Annotated in this window: 12 protein-coding genes, 1 pseudogene and 1 riboswitch; all 13 genes and pseudogenes read left to right on the top strand. The window is 39.4% G+C overall.

Annotation, left to right across the window (positions count from 1 at the left end; translation table 11 throughout):
• Positions 1–83 precede the first annotated feature (83 nt).
• A riboswitch (cobalamin riboswitch) is annotated at positions 84–275 on the top strand.
• A 203-nt stretch (positions 276–478) separates the two neighbouring features.
• Entirely contained in the window at positions 479–3,976 is a 3,498-nt protein-coding gene (locus ACTQXY_RS07760) for a DUF4430 domain-containing protein (protein ID WP_441659001.1), read from the top strand.
• Between the two features lie 2 nt (positions 3,977–3,978).
• Positions 3,979–6,642, top strand: coding sequence for a prenyltransferase/squalene oxidase repeat-containing protein (locus ACTQXY_RS07755; protein WP_441659000.1), 2,664 nt, complete (start codon positions 3,979–3,981; stop codon positions 6,640–6,642).
• Positions 6,632–7,468: a DUF4430 domain-containing protein gene (locus ACTQXY_RS07750; RefSeq protein WP_441659027.1), complete on the top strand. Its 837-nt coding sequence runs from the start codon at positions 6,632–6,634 to the stop codon at positions 7,466–7,468. The genes ACTQXY_RS07755 and ACTQXY_RS07750 overlap by 11 nt, the downstream gene beginning before the upstream one ends.
• A gap of 100 nt (positions 7,469–7,568) precedes the next feature.
• Entirely contained in the window at positions 7,569–8,348 is a 780-nt protein-coding gene (locus tag ACTQXY_RS07745) for an energy-coupling factor transporter transmembrane component T (RefSeq protein WP_441658999.1), read from the top strand.
• A complete protein-coding gene (locus ACTQXY_RS07740; RefSeq protein WP_441658998.1) occupies positions 8,321–10,000 on the top strand; it encodes an energy-coupling factor transporter ATPase in 1,680 nt (559 codons plus the stop codon). Before ACTQXY_RS07745 ends, ACTQXY_RS07740 begins: the two co-directional genes overlap by 28 nt.
• Positions 9,973–11,292, top strand: a complete 1,320-nt coding sequence (locus ACTQXY_RS07735) for an ECF transporter S component (RefSeq protein WP_441658997.1) — start codon at positions 9,973–9,975, stop codon at positions 11,290–11,292. Before ACTQXY_RS07740 ends, ACTQXY_RS07735 begins: the two co-directional genes overlap by 28 nt.
• Positions 11,293–11,407: 115 nt before the next feature.
• On the top strand, positions 11,408–12,946 hold the full coding sequence (gene asnB, locus ACTQXY_RS07730) for an asparagine synthase (glutamine-hydrolyzing) (protein ID WP_441658996.1): 1,539 nt from the start codon (positions 11,408–11,410) through the stop codon (positions 12,944–12,946).
• A 422-nt stretch (positions 12,947–13,368) separates the two neighbouring features.
• Positions 13,369–13,488, top strand: a pseudogene (locus tag ACTQXY_RS07725) (helix-turn-helix domain-containing protein); the annotation flags it as partial.
• Positions 13,489–13,864: 376 nt separating this feature from the next.
• Entirely contained in the window at positions 13,865–14,599 is a 735-nt protein-coding gene (locus ACTQXY_RS07720; RefSeq protein ID WP_074091749.1) for a hypothetical protein, read from the top strand.
• Between the two features lie 35 nt (positions 14,600–14,634).
• Positions 14,635–14,943, top strand: a complete 309-nt coding sequence (locus tag ACTQXY_RS07715) for a hypothetical protein (RefSeq protein WP_095915225.1) — start codon at positions 14,635–14,637, stop codon at positions 14,941–14,943.
• A 451-nt stretch (positions 14,944–15,394) separates the two neighbouring features.
• Positions 15,395–15,925, top strand: coding sequence for a DUF6560 family protein (locus ACTQXY_RS07710; protein WP_021391124.1), 531 nt, complete (start codon positions 15,395–15,397; stop codon positions 15,923–15,925).
• Between the two features lie 363 nt (positions 15,926–16,288).
• On the top strand, positions 16,289–16,513 hold the full coding sequence (locus ACTQXY_RS07705) for a hypothetical protein (RefSeq protein WP_074091751.1): 225 nt from the start codon (positions 16,289–16,291) through the stop codon (positions 16,511–16,513).
• 96 nt (positions 16,514–16,609) lie between these two features.
• On the top strand, positions 16,610–16,984 hold the full coding sequence (locus ACTQXY_RS07700) for a hypothetical protein (protein WP_074091752.1): 375 nt from the start codon (positions 16,610–16,612) through the stop codon (positions 16,982–16,984).
• Positions 16,985–17,209: the final 225 nt, after the last annotated feature.

Raw genomic sequence — 17,209 nt, 5'->3', positions numbered from 1 at the left:
TGGAAGAATTTAAAAAAGTTTTTAGAAATTGAAAAAATTACTAGCAGTATGAGGAAGAGTCGTATACAATAAAAATGAATAAAAAGAGTGAAAATGTATGCGGTTGCTTTTGAATGATACAAAAGCATGAAAAGGGAATCCGGTGAAAAACCGGAGCAGTCACCTCTACTGTAACGCGGACGATGAGACAATAGGCCATTGACAGAATAATGTTGAGAAGGTGTTTTCAAAGAAAGATGCGAAGCCAGGAGACCTGCCGTATATAGGAAAGAATGTTTTTAGGTTGGAAAGAATGTTTCTTTTGGTGATTGCATAGGCATAATTATGTGCAGATTTGGAATCACTGTATGTGAGTAAAAAAGCAGTCTTTCAGAACAGAAAGGCTGCTTTTATGTACAAAGAAGGGACGAGACAAAAAGAAAAGGAGGGCAGAAAGAAGAAAACATTCATCTGAAAAAAAGAGATAGGAGAATGGAAAATGATAAGAAACAGAAAAAAATGGCACAATAAAGTCGTGAGCATTATGCTTGCGATGCTGATGGTTGTCTCTGTAGTTGTTCAATATCCGTTGAACAGTATTGCAGAGAATGTGCAGACAGGCAGTGAAGAATATTTAGGTGTTCAGACAGAGGCAAAGGTCTATGATGATTTCGAGAATGACATCTGGCTGCAATATCAGCAAAAAGAAATGCAGGTTGGAGATACCACAAATTTACGGCCTTGGAGAGTAGAACAGATTATCTCCAATGCAGTTGCAAATGACGTTCAGCGACCGGTATTTCATTTTGAGATCATCAAAGGCGACAGCATTTCGCTGGATACAGAAAGTTCCACTGAAAAAGCAGTTGTGACAGCGAAAAAACCAGGGACGTCAGTAGTGAAGGTAACCTATGATGCAGTTGGATATGGTGGAAAAACATGGGGAGCAATCTCGCCTGTGAACACAGCATATGCGGTGTTTACAGTGGGAGAGACAGGGACAGCTACGATTAACTGCAGTGAAAAGCTGCAGAATTGGCGTCATTATGATACCATTTATTATAATGAAGGCGATACGGTTCCGTTTACTTTTGAGGCATCGGCAGACGGCGCAGAATCTTTAAAAGTGACATTGAATGGCTTGGAAATCCAAGGAGATGGAAATACATATACTGCAAACTTAGAAAACCGGAGTAATATCATCGGGATTGAAGCGACAGATGCGGATGGTAATGTAAAATCGCTGTATCGTGTCGTTGATGCAAGATTTATTGAGATCAATGTAGAGAATAAGACGAATCCAGATGCGTCATTGGAGCCTGGTGACACAGCAAATATCAGTTTCCGCGGTGTGACAATGCCAGTGTATAAGCTGGCTACGATTTATAATCCGGTCTGGACATCGAACAGTGCATGGGGAAAATCCGATGCAACATATCTTTCTTACAGCAATGAGACATTAGGCGAGTTTAAAGGTCAGTGTCAACAGTGGGATCTTGCCACGAACAATGATTTTGATGTAACCTTCGAGGAAGCAGGAGAGTATACATTCACAAGTCAAAACGGAATTTTTTCTGAATGGTGGGGAAGTCCCCTCGGAGCAGATATTACTGCAAATGGCTCAGGGGAACCAAACTTAAATGCACCTGTATTGAAAGACTGGTTTTCGACACTGCCAAGCTTTACTGTGTCGGTTAAAAAAGATGTTCCGGTTGAAAACATTACGTTAGATCAGGAAACATTAGAGCTGCAGGTTGGAGATGTATCATCTCTGCAGGCTACTGTGACACCGGCGGATGCAACAAATCAGACAGTGGAGTGGAGCAGTGATCATACAGATGTTGTCACAGTAGATCAAGATGGCGTGCTAAATGCAGTGAGCGCAGGAAAAGCTGTTATCACAGCAAAAGCGGGGGAAAAGACAGCAACTTGTGAAGTGACAGTGAAAGAAAAGAGTGAACAGCCGGAAAAAACACCGGTTGGAACTGTGACAGTAAGCATTCAGGATATGATTCCGACACCGGATGGGGAAGACTGGCCGGAAGCAAAAGGTGTGATTTTGAAAAATACAAATGTGTCTATCTATGAAGATGATTCGATGATGGATGCGATCGTGCGTGCGTGCGAAGAAAATGGAATCAAGATTTCTTTGAATGCGTCAAAGACATACATTACGGCTGTGGATGGCCTGGAGGAGTTTGACCGCGGAGCGGCAAGCGGCTGGATGGGAACTTTAAACGGTTGGTTTACAGACAAAGGGTTTGCATCATTTACAGTGGCAGACGGGACATTTGCAGATGGAGATGTCATTACGTTGGAATATACAACGAACTATGGAAGTGATTTGACAGATACAACAGATGTAACTGGGGAACTAAAATCACTTGGAAACAACGCAGGGGATTTATCGCCGGAATATAAGCGGGATGTATACAAATATACTTTGACAGTTCCGAAGGATACAACGGAGGTTTCGTTCCGACCGGAGAGCTTTAACAGATATAATAACGTTGCGATTCGTGTGGGGGACAAATCATACCGCTATGGAGACGCCATTCCGGTATCAGAGGGAACTCAAATTAAAATCATATCAACACCGACGAGTTTTATGAGCTTGCTGGGGCTGAAAGATGGAGTTACATATACAATTACGGTAAAATCTTTAGAAGAGCCGGAAAAAACACCGGTTGGGACTGTGACAGTAAGTGTTCAGGACATGGTTCCGACTCCGGAAGGAAAAGACTGGCCGGAAGCAAAAGGTGTGATTTTAGACAATGTAAAAGTATCTATTTATGAAGACGATACAATGCTTGATGCGATCGAGCGTGCATGTGTGGAAAATAATATCGAAATTTCATTTGATTTGAGCAAAACATATGTGACCGGAATTGATGGCTTGGAACAGCTTGAGCGTGGTGAAAAGAGTGGCTGGTTTGTAACATTAAACGGATGGTTCACAGATGATGGGGCAGGTAACTTTACGGTTGCAAACGGAAAATTTGCAGATGGGGATATCGTTACAATGGAATATTCCCTCGACTATGGAAACGATCTGACAGACACAACGGATGTTACAGGAGAATTAAAATCACTTGGAATTAATACAGGTGAACTTGCTCCACAATACAGCAGAGATGTATATGAATATACATTGACAATTCCGAAAGATACAAAGCAAGTGTCATTTGCACCAGAAAGCTTTAACCGCTATGACAAAATCACAATTCAGTCAAATGGAAACGAATACCGTTATGGAGCAGCGATTCCGGTAGAAGAAGGGACTATTGTAAACATCACTTCGGTTCCGGTAAGCTACACGACACCAGTGGAACCGGATGCAAAAGTGACATATCAGGTGACTGTAAAGTACGAGGACGATTCACAGAATCCGGATCTAGAGAATCCAGATCCGGAAAAACCAGACCCACAAGAGCCTGAAAAAGAAGAAATTACACTCACAGATACACAGTATGGAGTGAGTCTTACAGGAAAAGAATTGACAAAAGACATGCAGCTTGTTGTCTCCAAATTGACAAAAGACGATGCGGCAGTAGATGAGATTCGAAAAGCCATTCCGTCAAGCAAAGGAGTATTTGCACTGTATCATGTAGAACTTCGTCAAGATGGAAAAGAAGTTGTGTTATCGGATACAGCGAAGCTGAATCTTCCGGTCGGTAAAAAATATAATGGAAATACAATGGATGTATTACTATATACCGGCGGAGAAGTGAAGAAACTTAGCGGAACTGTTACAGATGGTTATATTACTGTGAAAGTGACACAATTAGGTGATTTTGGTGTTGTGACGGATATGGCAGGAGACGGAGCAAGTACAACAGACAAATTAAGTTCAGCAGATGGCTCCGGCAACAGCCAGACAGGCACTGTAAAAACCGGTGACAGTGTAAAAATAGAGTACCTGGTATACCTAATTGCAGCATGCGCGGTTGTGATTACTGCAGTTGTTGTAGTCAAAAAGAAAAGACAAGGAAAATAAAAATGAAAAAAAGAAATGTTAGAATAATAGCGTTGATGCTTGCTGCGGTGATTGCAGCAGGCAACCCAATGCCTGTTCGTGCAACGGATTTTGAAATCGAAGAAGAGATTATTTTAGGAGGAACCGGGGGAGAATCAACGGCGCTGTATGAAAAAGAGTCGGAGGAGACTCTTTTTCAAGGGACGGTGGAAGTTTCAGAAAATGAAATTGCAGACCAAGATATGCAAGCAAGTCTTGACAAAGCAGCAAATTATCTGAAGACTCACGTGACGAACCCGGTCGTGAACACTTTGGGCGGAGAATGGTCTGTGCTTGCAATGGCAAGGTATGGGAATCTGCCGGAGGAGACAAAAAAGAATTATCTGGCAAATTTGTATCGGATATTGGAGGAAAACCAAGGCGTTCTGGACAAACGAAAATATACAGAATATTCGAGAGTAGTGCTGGCGCTTACGGCAATCGGGGTGGATCCTTCAGATGTCAACGGATATAACATGTTGTATCCGCTTGCAAACTTCAAACAGGTAAACTGGCAGGGAGTCAACGGTACGATTTATGCGTTGCTTGCGCTGGATTCGAAGAACTATGAGATTCCAAAACTTACAGAAGAAGATTTGGGAAAAGGGCTGGAGCAGACGACAAGAGAGAAGCTGATTCAGCAGATACTGGATAAGCAGTTGAGTGATGGAGGATGGGCGTTAAGTGGAACGAAGTCGGATGCAGATATGACTGCGATGGCAATCCAGGCGCTTGCTCCATATTATGAGAAAAACAGTGAAGTTAAAACCGCGGTGGAGAAATCGCTTCAGACATTGAGTACGATGCAGGACGAAAATGGCGGATTTGCAAGTTTTGGAACTGAGAATCTAGAAAGTGCAGCTCAGACTGTAATCGCACTTTCCACATTGAATGTAGAGCTTTTATCAGATGAAGCATTTGTAAAAAATGGTAAATCCGTATTAGATTATCTCCTGAGTTATCAATTAAGTGACGGTGCGTTCAAGCATACTCCACAGGAGAATACAGCAGATGCGATGTCTACAGATCAGGGCACGATGGCACTTGTCGCATATAACCGGGCTGTAAGCGGAAAAAATACATTATATGATATGACTGATGTGCAAAACGGCGGAGACGAGGAGGAAGAGACTGCGGAAAATATTGCACGTTTTCGGGCAAAACTTGAGGCGCTTCCGGCACAAATCCGAATCAAAGATCAGCAGACAGTGTATGCATTGATCAGCGAATTGGATCAGATGAAAAAGTTTGCAGAAAAAGAGGAATTTCGCGGTCGATTGCAAGAGAAACTAGAGGAAATCTCGGAGCAGATAAAGGTAGTAGAGAGTCTCGATGAACAGATATGGAATGAAATCAATCCACTGGCAGTTACATTAAAAGATGCTGAAAAAATTGCAGAACTACTGAAAATATACGAGAGTATCCCAAAAGAGAATCTTGAGTATGTAGAACACAGAGAGGATTTGCTGCAGGCAGATACAATCGTAAAAAAATTGCAGAATGGGATTTTGGCAAAAGAGATTTTTACAAATGTGAAAGACTCTAGTATCGATTATGTATATGAGACCTGGAATTATACACTCACACTGAGAGGTGCGAACAATTATGAACCTGCGGATATGAAAGCCGGAGTGACAAGCGAAAAGAAAGATGGGAAATACTTTTTTACAACTGAGGAGAGCGGAATACTTCCGGGAAATATCGACCTAAGTATCAAGTGCAGCGGATTTACGAGCAAAGATTATGTGCTTTATAAGCAGGAGAATGGAAAGTCTGTTAAAGCAGGAACTGCAACTGTCTTGGGCGGCTATCTCACCTGCAGTATTTCAGAGGGCGGGACTTATTATATTCAAAGTGAGCCGGAGAATGCAGGAACAATCGAGCCTGTGTTTACAGGAACCAAAAATCTTCAGGAAATAGCAGAGCAGGTAAAGGAGACGTCGAATAAAAAGACGACTGCAAAAGCACAGGCGACATCCAAGAAAGATGACAGTAAAACTGTAAAAGCAGAAGTGAAAGACAATGTTGTTGCAAAGTCAGAACTTGCCCGTGTCAAAGATCAGGATAAGAACCTTCAGATGGAAGGGAAAATGACCGATGGAACGACGTACACATTCACATTGAATGGAAAAGATATCAAGGAAGAGAAAGAGATCAATATTGAACTGAAACGTACAAGTCCATATGATGATGAGATCAAACAGCTCTCGGAACATCCGGCTGTGCTGTATTTTGAACAATCAGGAACATTTCCTGGAGTTATACAGGTGGAAGTGCCGGTGGAAAAAGAAGACGGAGAATACTTACTTTTATATTACAATCCGAAAGAACAAAAAGCGGAATATGTACAGAAAGTGGAAGTGAAAGATGGGCAGACCAAGTTCTTGATTGAAAAAGGCGGAGCGTATTTCATCGATAAAAGGGCGAGAACAAAGTCGCTCAAGGATGATACAAAAGAAAAAGACAATTTTATTGATACCGATACAGATGAGATTATTCTTCAGGGGACAAAAGAAGAGACGAAATCCTTGTCTGTGCCATATATTGTCGGGGCGCTCATTGCATGCGCAGTGGTTGCATCGGGACTTGGATATTCGTTCACTCTAAAAAAGAGACGCAGAAGGGACAGAGATAGTGATGAAGCATAAAGTGAAAAGGGTCATAGGGCTGCTTTTGATCGCTGTGTTGATGAGCAGTGTAGCGACAGGCTGTGGAAAGACAACGCTTACTAATACAGTGCAGAATGAAAATAAGCAGAAGGATTCAGATGCATGGATGGAGGATGATGCCTCCGGTCAAAAGGATACGGATAAAAGTGAGACTTCTAAGGAAGAAGAATACTATGATGTAGACAAGATACAAGACGGGGAAGTTGACTATTCCAAATATGAGGAGAAAAAATCATCCAGAGCAGCAAGTGGAAACAGCAACAGCAATGTTACATACAGCGATGGGACCGGAAGTGGACAGGATCAATATCAGACAAATCCTGTTCCGGAAGGAATGCAAAATCCGGTGGAACCAGGAGAAATCACAATTGACAAAAGCAAGAAACAGACCTGCTATCTCACCATTTCCTGTGCAACGATTCTTGACAATATGGAAAATCTGACAGAAGGGAAAGAAAAACTGATCCCTTCTGACGGAGTGATCTATGCGACAAGAAAGGTGACATTTTATGAAGGAGAGAGTGTCTTTGATGTCCTTCTCCGCGAGACGAAAAATAACCGTGTGCATATGGAATATTCCTTCAATCCGTTGTTCAACAGTAATTACATAGAAGCGATCAATAATCTGTATGAGTTTGACTGCGGTCAGAAATCCGGTTGGATGTACAATGTCAATGGGTGGTATCCAAACTATGGCTGCAGCAGATATATAGTTCAGGAAGGAGATGAAATCCAGTGGAATTATACCTGTGATCTGGGAAGAGATCTGGGGACAAGCTGGATGGATCAAAATGGGGAAAGATAACTTTGGTACGTATCATCCGATAATTAATTTTGTTTATTTTGTATTTTTGATAGGGTGCTCCATGTTTTTGAGGCACCCTGTTTTTCTGGGGATTTCCTGTGTGAGTGGTTTTATTTACTATATTTATCTCAAAGGAAAGAAAGCATTCAAAACAGCTCTATGGCTGATGATTCCTGTATTCTTGATCTCAGCACTTGTAAATCCTCTTTTTAATCATGAGGGAGTGACACTTTTGTTCTACTTTCGAACGGGCAATCCCCTGACGTTAGAATCCATTGCATATGGTTTGGCATCCGGCGTGATGCTTGTGTCGGTATTAAACTGGTTTTCCTGCTATCAGGTCATTATGACCTCGGATAAATTCATTTATCTGTTTGGGAAACTAATTCCGGCAATGTCATTGATTTTATCTATGGTGCTTCGCTTTGTTCCGAAGTTTAAAAATCAGATTACAAAGGTTTCAGATGCGCAGAAATGTATCGGAAGAGATGTGACAAACGGGAATACGCTTACGAAGGCAAAACACGGAATGAAAATTCTTTCAATCATGACGACGTGGGCATTGGAAAATTCAGTGGAGACAGCAGATTCGATGAAGTCGAGAGGATATGGACTGCGTGGCAGAACTAATTTTTCCATCTATCGTTTTGATACGAGAGACAAATGGATATTTTCGGTGATGGCTGCAGCAGGCCTGATTGTGCTTGGCGGAATTGTAACAAAAAAAGTATATTTTTTATATTTCCCAATGATGGAGGGAAATCCGTTAAACTGGGAAACACTTTTGATCTATGTCATTTATGGAGGAATGTGTATGCTTCCTATGGTGATTAATATTGTGGAGGATATAAAATGGCACTATTTGAAATCAGAAATCTGACGTTTACTTACCCAGAGGCAAAGACACCGGCTTTGCAGGAGGTGAATGTTGCAATTGAACAGGGAGAATTTATTGTCATCTGTGGAAAATCCGGCTGCGGAAAGACGACATTGCTTCGGCATTTTAAAACTGCACTGACACCATATGGGACAAGAAGTGGAGAAATTCGATTTTGCGGGGACGCTTTGGAACAGGTATCTGTCAGAATACAGGCAAGTGAGATCGGATATGTTCTTCAGAGTCCGGACAATCAGATTGTGACAGATAAAGTGTGGCATGAACTGGCATTTGGACTTGAAAATCTCGGATATGATCAACAGACGATTCGGCTTCGAGTAGCTGAGATGGCGAGCTTTTTTGGCATTCAGAACTGGTTTGCGAAAAATGTGGAGGAACTGTCGGGAGGACAGAAACAACTTTTAAATCTGGCTTCTGTGATGGCAATGCAGCCGAAGGTGCTTGTGCTTGATGAGCCGACTTCACAGCTTGACCCGATTGCGGCGAGTGAATTCCTTGCAACGATACGGAAAATTAATCTGGAACTTGGGACGACGGTGATCATCATCGAGCACCGTTTGGAAGAAGTGTTTCCGATGGCAGATAAAGTGCTTGTTCTGGAGGAGGGACGACAAATTTTGTATGATGAGCCAAGGCAGGTAGGAAAGGCGCTTGCCGGAAATGATCTGTTTCTTGCAATGCCAAGTCCGGTACAGATCTATGATGGAACGGGACAGGTCGGAACATGCCCTTTGACGGTCTGCGAGGGGAGAAACTGGCTGAAGGCACATTTTGAAAAAGAGCAATCTGGATTCTGTGAGACAGAGAACGAAAAAAGTACAAAAGGAAAAGATGAGGTTGTTATCGAGGCAAAGGAAGTGTGGTTCCGATACGAAAAAGAGATGCCGGATGTCGTGAAAGATCTGTCCCTGCAGGTAAAAAAGGGCGAACTTTTCTGCATGTTAGGCGGAAATGGAACTGGGAAAAGTACGACATTATCACTTTTATCCGGAATTCGAAGACATTATCGAGGGAAAATCCTGCTGAAAGGAAAGGATATTCACAAGCGAAAGGAAAAAGAATTGTTTCATGGTTTGATAGGGGTGCTTCCGCAGAATCCGCAAAGTCTTTTTGTGGGAAACACAGTCCGTGAGGACTTGTGGGAAATGTTTTCTGGATTTCATATCCAGCGAAAAAAGGAATATGAAAAGCAAATGGAGCATGTGATTGAAGATACACAAATCGGTCATCTGCTTGATATGCATCCGTACGACCTAAGCGGCGGCGAGCAGCAAAGGGCGGCTCTGGCAAAGGTGCTTCTCCTGGAGCCTGAGATTTTGCTTTTGGATGAGCCGACAAAAGGTCTTGATGGTTTTTACAAACAAAAACTTGCGGATATTTTTGAGCGTCTGAAAAAGAGAGGTGTCACAATTCTGATGGTGTCGCATGACATTGAATTTTGTGCTTCTTATGGAGATACGTGTGCAATGTTCTTTGATGGAAGTGTTATAACTTCGCAAAGTGCAAAAGCATTTTTTGTCGGAAATAGTTTTTATACAACAGCGGCAAACCGGATGGCGAGACAGTTATATCCGGATGCAGTGACAGTAAAGGAAGTGATAGAAGCATGCAGCAAAAACAGGCGACAGGAGTAGATACAAAGGCGATGCTGCCGATTTTTTCTTGTGGATTTATGGTTGTTGCTGAACTGTTTCTGCCGTGGTTTTCCATGCCGGTCTTGAAATACTCAAAACTCCAAACTTCATATACGTTGTGGAATGTGTCAGAATGTGTGGATAATATACAGAAAAGTATCCGTGGAGGAGGAAAACTTTCCATGGAACTGTTGACGGCGGAGGAAATAAAAACGATTGGGCAGTGGAGTATTGCCTTGCAGGTCTTTGCGGTTATTTTGACAGTTCTCCTGATTGGTGCTGCGATTGCAGCATATAAGTGGAAGAAAAAAAGTGTAGTATATATGCGTCTCACCTTTTTGGCGGCGGCAATTTTGCCGGCACTAGCATTTGCGGCAAGCATGCAGGGGAACCTGTTTCTAAATGAAAAGATCGGACGAGAGAGTCATTTTATCAATTTGACGATACACAGTTATCTACAGCTGACAGCATTTCCATATGCACAGTTGATTCTTGCTTTAGTGATGATTGCAGCAGTCGGAAAGCTTTTGGATACGCAGTTTGAGTATGAGGCGATTATGTATATACAGAGAAGTGTGCGTGAGGATAAAAAAATCGGAAAGCGAACCAAAGTCTCCATTTTTTTGATTTTGTTTGCGATTCCGTGTTTGATTTTTTTCGGAATCTTTTTCCTGAATGACAGAAGCGCATCTTTCATTGCTTTGTGTATTATTGGGCTTGCAATGATACCGTTTTGCATGATTTTTGAAGATCGGAAACCACAGGCAAGGGAAGTGCTTTTGATTGCGGTTATGGCTGCGATTGCAGTTGTTGGGCGTATGGCATTTTTCATGCTGCCACAGTTTAAGCCGGTGACAGCCATAGTGATCATAACCGGAATCAGTCTCGGCGCAGAAGCAGGTTTTTTGACAGGCGCGGTTGCGGGATTTGTCTCTAATTTCTTTTTTGGTCAGGGACCGTGGACACCGTGGCAAATGTTTGCGTTTGGCATTATTGGGTTTCTTGCAGGCTTATTGTTCCGTGGCAAACGGGAAAAATATAAGAAAAGCAAGTTGATTTTATGCCTGTATGGGGGAATTGCGACACTTGTAATCTATGGCTTTTTGATGGATACGTCTTCCATTACTATGTTTGGCACTGGATTTTCGTGGAAGGCGCTTGCGGCAATGTATGCAAGTGGTCTGCCGTTTAATATCGTGCATGGGATTTCCACAATGGTGTTCCTGTTCTTTCTGGCGGGACCGATGGATCGAAAATTAGAGCGCATCAAGAAGAAATATGGAATTTTATAAGGAAATAGTTTAGAACCTTCCGTTTTGAGAAACAAACACTTGGCGGTTTTTTTGATTTGCGTTATAATCGTACTATCAAAGTAGGATGAAATCACATTTACAGGAGATGATACAGATGATAAAAGTACAGGAATACAGAGGACATATCCGCAATTGGGAAGAACTCTGTGAGCGGCTTGGGATTTCTCTTTTGCTGCCGCGCAAAGAACGGGAAGAAGAGATTTTGGTGAAAGCATATGAGACATGGGGATATGAGATGGCAGATCACATGCACGGCATGTTTGCATTTGCCTTGTGGGATGAGGAGAACAGTCAGTTGTTCTGTCTGAGAGACCCGTTTGGAACAAAACCGTTTTACTATTATGAGACAGAAGATGGAACACTTCTTTATGGCACAACAATCCGAAAGATCATGGAGCAGCCGGGATTCAAAAAAGAATTGAATGAGGAGATGCTTCAGCTGTATTTGAGCCTGACATATGTTGCGGGTGAGAATACATTTTTCCGCGGATTAAAAAAATTGATGCCGGGACGTTACTTGATCTGGAAAGATGGAGTATTAAAGATTGAGCGATACTGGAGTCCGCAGTTTCATCCAGATGAAAGTAAATCATTGGAGGACTGGGCAGATGAGATCCATACGACACTTCAGGAAATCATGCCGGAAGTGAAAGCAAAGGATGAGACGGTAGAATCGTTCTTGTCCGGCGGCGTAGATTCTTCCTACGTGCTTGCAATGTCTGAGGCGGAAGTAGCAGATTGCTGTGGATATGAGGAAGAGAGATTTGACGAATCAAGGATGGCAGAAGAGACAGCAAACCTTCTTGGACGAACATTTTCCAGACGCGTTATCACGCCGGAGGAGTATTTTGAGATAGTACCTTATGTCATGTACAATATGGAGCAGCCACTTGGGGATGCGTCAGCAATTGTTTTTGCAATCGGATGTAAAGCGACAGCAGAGCATACGAAGATCTGCTACTCCGGTGAAGGAGCAGATGAGTTCTTTGGAGGATATAATATGTATCGCAATGCAGAGCGATATGGTGAGAATCTGAAGGATTTTTATGTTGGAAACACGAATATCATGAAAGAAGATGAGAAACAAAAGATTTTGAAGCATTATGATCCGGATGTGCTGCCGATTGAAGTTGCGGCTCCGATTTATGAAGAGATGGAAGGGTTAGACCCACTTTCGAAAATGTCCAATGTCGATATTCAGATTTGGTTGGAAGGAGATATTTACCTCAATGTCGATAAGATGAGCGAGGCGGCGGGATTGGAGATCCGTATGCCGCTGACAGACCGGAGAATTTTTGACATTGCATCGAGAATGCCGTCTAAATATAAAGTCAATGATGAACAGAACAAGGTGGCATTTCGTACTGCAGCAGCGAAGGTTCTTCCTGAGGAGATTGCTTTCCGTAAGAAACTTGGATTTATTGTGCCGATTCGAATTTGGATGGCAGATGATCGTTATAATCAGGATGTGCGTGCGAAGTTTCACAGTGAGATGGCAGAGAAATTCTTCAATGTGGACGAGATTAACGCAATTTTTGATGAGTATGTAAATGGAAACTCTGACAATTGGAGAAAAGTGTGGACAATTTATACTTTCCTTGTATGGTATGAGGAATATTTTGTGAAACGGTAAGGGAAATAAAGCGTTTTTATGTAGAGAGGGAGTGGCTGATTTCGAGCCACTCCCTCTTTGATGAATTTCGGGTATATAAAAAGACCGGCACCAATGTGCCAGCCTGAGAAAGGAGAAAAATATATGTAAACGTTTTAAAACGTAATTGTTAGGCGAAGTCCAACAGCCATAAATAAGGTTTTAAATACAACCGTTGTCTTCTTTGATTTGATAAATTTATTATAAGGGATATTTGTGAGTAAAATATGTCGAAAGAAGAAAAGAATTATGAAATTTCTAAAGAAAATCCTAAGGGATTCTTTCTCGCTGGTTAATAAATATTCTGATAAGTTAACCGACCTTCAATTGTGCATAGCGATTCTGTTTGCTATGATATAAATAAGCAAAGGCCCTTGCAAATAAAAAATGGAGGATGAGGATTTATGCAAATTGGAACGGTAATCAGAAAGTATCGAAAAGAAAAGAATATGACACAGGAAGAGATGGCATCTTATCTCGGCGTGACAGCACCTGCGGTGAATAAGTGGGAGAATGGAGTTTCCCAAACAAAAGGATATTAAGGAATAACCTGTGTTTACCTGCTTGCGAATAAAAGAATAATGCTATTAAGTTAGCGATACTGCATAAATGTGCTGGTATCTCTTTTTCATTGGCTTGAAACAACAGACTATTTCATTTTTGCTTGATTACTCTAAACTTATCGGGATATGATTTGTCAAGGGCTTGTTGCGTAAGCAATGCTTAGCACCCTTTACAAATTATGGACGGATAAGTAGCTTTTCAAAATCAGAAAAAATAGTAATCTTAAGATTTTGAAACATTGTAGCAGGTAGTGGAAAATGGTATAATGTAAATACAGAGAAACATATAAATTGGAGTTTGTATTTAACAATCAATAAATTGAAAGGGCTTAATCTTATGAGTAAACCAAAGAAGGTAATTTGGGTAATATTGGGAATAATTATTTTTGTGTTTAGTGTTTTTTTAGGGCTTGGATATTTAGGTCAAATAACAGGTGGAAATAGTTTAATCCAAAGGACAGAAATGAACGATAAATATGTTCCGGAAGAAATAACAAAATATTATCCAATAGAAAATTTAAACTCAAAAGAAAATTTACTTTCTGATAAAAATTATGCAAACTCGATACAGGATGCTTTGTTAAGTGCCTCTATTGAATTTGAACAAGGCGAAGAATATAAAGCACATATTGATAAGATTATAAAGGAGTTTGAAAACGAAAACTATAAAAGTGTTTTGTATATATCAGAAAAAAACGATATAGAGTCAAGTCTGACATTTTCAAAATTTAAAATTAAGGAAGTAGATGGTAAAAAGAGATATGCTTATATTACAAGTGTACATGAGGTTATAAAGAAAGACCGCCCGTATGACAAAGATACGATGTCGCTACTAAAATCACAGTTAGCATTAAGTGATAGCTTGCAAGACTTAAATATCAGTCCAGACAATAGTCGTTTTTTATATGGATTTGTACATGATGAAGATATTTACAATACAAAAATAGAAAATAAAAAACCCGATGAAATTATTTATTTTGAACTTTGTGAAAAGCCTTTCTATTTTTGGTATTATGAAAATTTTCAAAGCGATAAATCTGGAAAATCTTTAAGTATAGAAATTGAAAGATAATAATAGAACAATTCCAGGTTGTAGAGGTGATTAGAATGAAGAAACTATATTGCATGAACTGTGGTGCTGAAATAAAAGGAGGAATACCTAACGAATGTTCTTGTGGAGCTGAATTTGATTTGGCAGATACAAAAAACATAAAAAAAATAATTACAAGCATTATATTCTTTGTAATATTAATGTCTCCACTGATTATTCTTATTCACTTTGGCAGACAATATTTACAAGCGTCAATTATTTTATATGCTTTACTCCTGATTCTAGGTATTTTTGGGTGTCGTATCGTACAAACTATTTTAGTTCGTCTTGGGTTAGTAACTATGACGAACATTGAAATTAAATAACAACAATAACATCTTCACAACTCTACTGAGCAGGAAATCTGAAAAGGTCTCCTGCTTTTTTAACTGGAAAAAAAGATTAAAAATCTGATTATCCGCATGAACACAGGGACATTAAGCAATGTGAATGAAAATACAAAAGAAATTTATCACTAATTTACTACGATTGAAAGAACCTTGATGCGACAAAGAAAAATTGCATAAAAAAGGCATTTCATACAAGATATGAGATGTCTTTTTGTTGATGTAACATAGCATAATTTGTTCTTTTTCTGCTTGATTATCTATCATTTTTTAGAGCATGAATTGTCAAGAGCTTGTTGCGTAAGCAATGCTTGCACTCTTGATAAGGCATGGGATAAAAAATATTCTGACAGATAGCAGAAAAGTAATGAACTGAAATGAGGTAAGTGCTATAATATATTTATCAATTTTGGAAAACGTGGAGAGATATATGGAAAAGATATTAGAAAACACATTATTACTCATGATACTGCCATGGATATTTGTCTGGGGAATACTATGTATCTTAGAAAAGAGAAAACGGAAAAATGAAGACGGAAATAAAGATGAAAAAAGATATGTTATACAAAATGATAATATATTCTTTCCCCTTTTTTCGTTAGGTATGTTTTTATTTTCATTTTGCCTTTTTTATACGGTGTTTTTTACTGAATTTGATATATCAGAAGTAATATCAGTTTCTGCCTTTGTCATATTTTTTGCTATTTTAACATTAGATAGTGTAATCTGGAGAGTAATTGTAGATGGTGATATAATCAAATACCGTTCATTTTATGGGATTACTAGGACATATAATTTTAATGATATTACCAAAGGAGTTTATACTAAGAAAGGTTCTTTAAAAATATATATTGAAGGGAAAAGAATTTTTACATTTTATGATAGTTTAGAATTTTCTTTGTTTGAAAATCAAATGAGAAAAAGAAAAATTCCTTTAGAATATAAACGCAAAGAAAAATAATAAGGAAATTTTTTAGAATTAGTTTAATAATATTACCACTTTAAAGACGGAGTGATCCAGACACGGTGGCAGGAAAATCTCTCAGATTTTTCTGCCATGTCTTGCAAGTGGCTGGTTCACTTCGTCTGTGAGCGAGCCGTGGCGAGCGAAGATTAAGCCCCCGTTATCTAACAAGGGGGGTAGAAAAAACAAGAGACAAGAGACATTTACAAACGGAAAACGTTGTATTTACAAGGTAAAAGTGCATTTTATAAGGTGTGATATAAAAATTACCTATTTCACAAAGGAAAACACTATCTAATTAAATATTACAATAATTTAATTTTTGTGGTAACAATGTGTAAGCTTTTATGGAGGAAAGATATGGATTGTGAAATGACTGATATTATTGCTATTATTTCAAGTATCATTGCCGTTGGGTATTCAATTTATTCCATAGTTACGAAAGGTTATATTCGTCAATACAACCTTAAAAAATTTGAGCATTTTTCTTTAAATCAGAAGAAAGTTTGTATTGCTTTCAATTTTATTATGACACTTATAATTGGAATAAGTGGAGTTTATATATTGCTATTATACTTTTCTTAATGGGATTGAAAACATTATTGTAATTAAAAATCACTGGCTTAAATATTGTTGTTCTGATATGAAAAAATATAGAGATTGCATGAAAGGAAAATTTGAATGTTAATTTTAGGAATTATTGTTGTTATTGTCAGCTTATACCTGTTGTATCTAAAATATAGGGTTGTTTTTACTGGCGAAAAATGCAAAGGAAAAATAATAGGTATTGTAGACCAAAACGCTGGGTATGTTGTTGGTGGAGCTTTTGTAAAAAAACACGCCTACATTATAAAGATTAAGAATAAAAAATATTATACGGCACACGGTTGTATCCTGTTATCACTGGGAAAAAGAAAAATCGGGAAAGAAATATTTGTATTTAAGAATGAAAAGTATGGAAAAGAGGTTTTCAAGTGTTTTGATTTTCGTATAGAAATCGTAACTCTTTTGACGTGTTTATTGGGGGTATTTCTGATTTATGAGAGCTTACAATAAAGGTAAATAATTTCATATTCATACTCATAAGCAGTTGGTCTTAGGATTGACTGCTTTTTCTATACAGATTTTTATTAACAGGCAATTATCAAGATACGGTAGTTGCCTTTTTTGTATAATAGGAAATTCCGATTTTTGTTGGAACAATGAATGAAAATAGCCCGCACAAAGTCGGGCATGAGAACAAGATGACGCTCGTTAGAAGATATAAAAACCTTCTATACC

Origin of the sequence: Faecalimonas sp. LCP19S3_D12, assembly GCF_052121495.1 — a bacterium.
Lineage (GTDB): Bacteria > Bacillota > Clostridia > Lachnospirales > Lachnospiraceae > Faecalimonas.
The sequence above is the reverse complement of the archived record's forward strand: the minus strand, read 5'-3'. Positions and strand labels throughout refer to the sequence as shown.

What these genes read in the sequence shown, in the direction of transcription:
- ACTQXY_RS07720 (WP_074091749.1), top strand. Translation starts at nt 13,865, where the DNA reads ATGAGTAAACCAAAGAAGGTAATTTGGGTAATATTGGGAATAATTATT.
- ACTQXY_RS07700 (WP_074091752.1), top strand. Translation starts at nt 16,610, where the DNA reads ATGTTAATTTTAGGAATTATTGTTGTTATTGTCAGCTTATACCTGTTG.
- ACTQXY_RS07740 (WP_441658998.1), top strand. Translation starts at nt 8,321, where the DNA reads ATGGCACTATTTGAAATCAGAAATCTGACGTTTACTTACCCAGAGGCA.
- ACTQXY_RS07760 (WP_441659001.1), top strand. Translation starts at nt 479, where the DNA reads ATGATAAGAAACAGAAAAAAATGGCACAATAAAGTCGTGAGCATTATG.
- asnB (WP_441658996.1), top strand. Translation starts at nt 11,408, where the DNA reads ATGATAAAAGTACAGGAATACAGAGGACATATCCGCAATTGGGAAGAA.
- ACTQXY_RS07710 (WP_021391124.1), top strand. Translation starts at nt 15,395, where the DNA reads ATGGAAAAGATATTAGAAAACACATTATTACTCATGATACTGCCATGG.
- ACTQXY_RS07735 (WP_441658997.1), top strand. Translation starts at nt 9,973, where the DNA reads ATGCAGCAAAAACAGGCGACAGGAGTAGATACAAAGGCGATGCTGCCG.
- ACTQXY_RS07715 (WP_095915225.1), top strand. Translation starts at nt 14,635, where the DNA reads ATGAAGAAACTATATTGCATGAACTGTGGTGCTGAAATAAAAGGAGGA.
- ACTQXY_RS07750 (WP_441659027.1), top strand. Translation starts at nt 6,632, where the DNA reads ATGAAGCATAAAGTGAAAAGGGTCATAGGGCTGCTTTTGATCGCTGTG.
- ACTQXY_RS07755 (WP_441659000.1), top strand. Translation starts at nt 3,979, where the DNA reads ATGAAAAAAAGAAATGTTAGAATAATAGCGTTGATGCTTGCTGCGGTG.
- ACTQXY_RS07705 (WP_074091751.1), top strand. Translation starts at nt 16,289, where the DNA reads ATGGATTGTGAAATGACTGATATTATTGCTATTATTTCAAGTATCATT.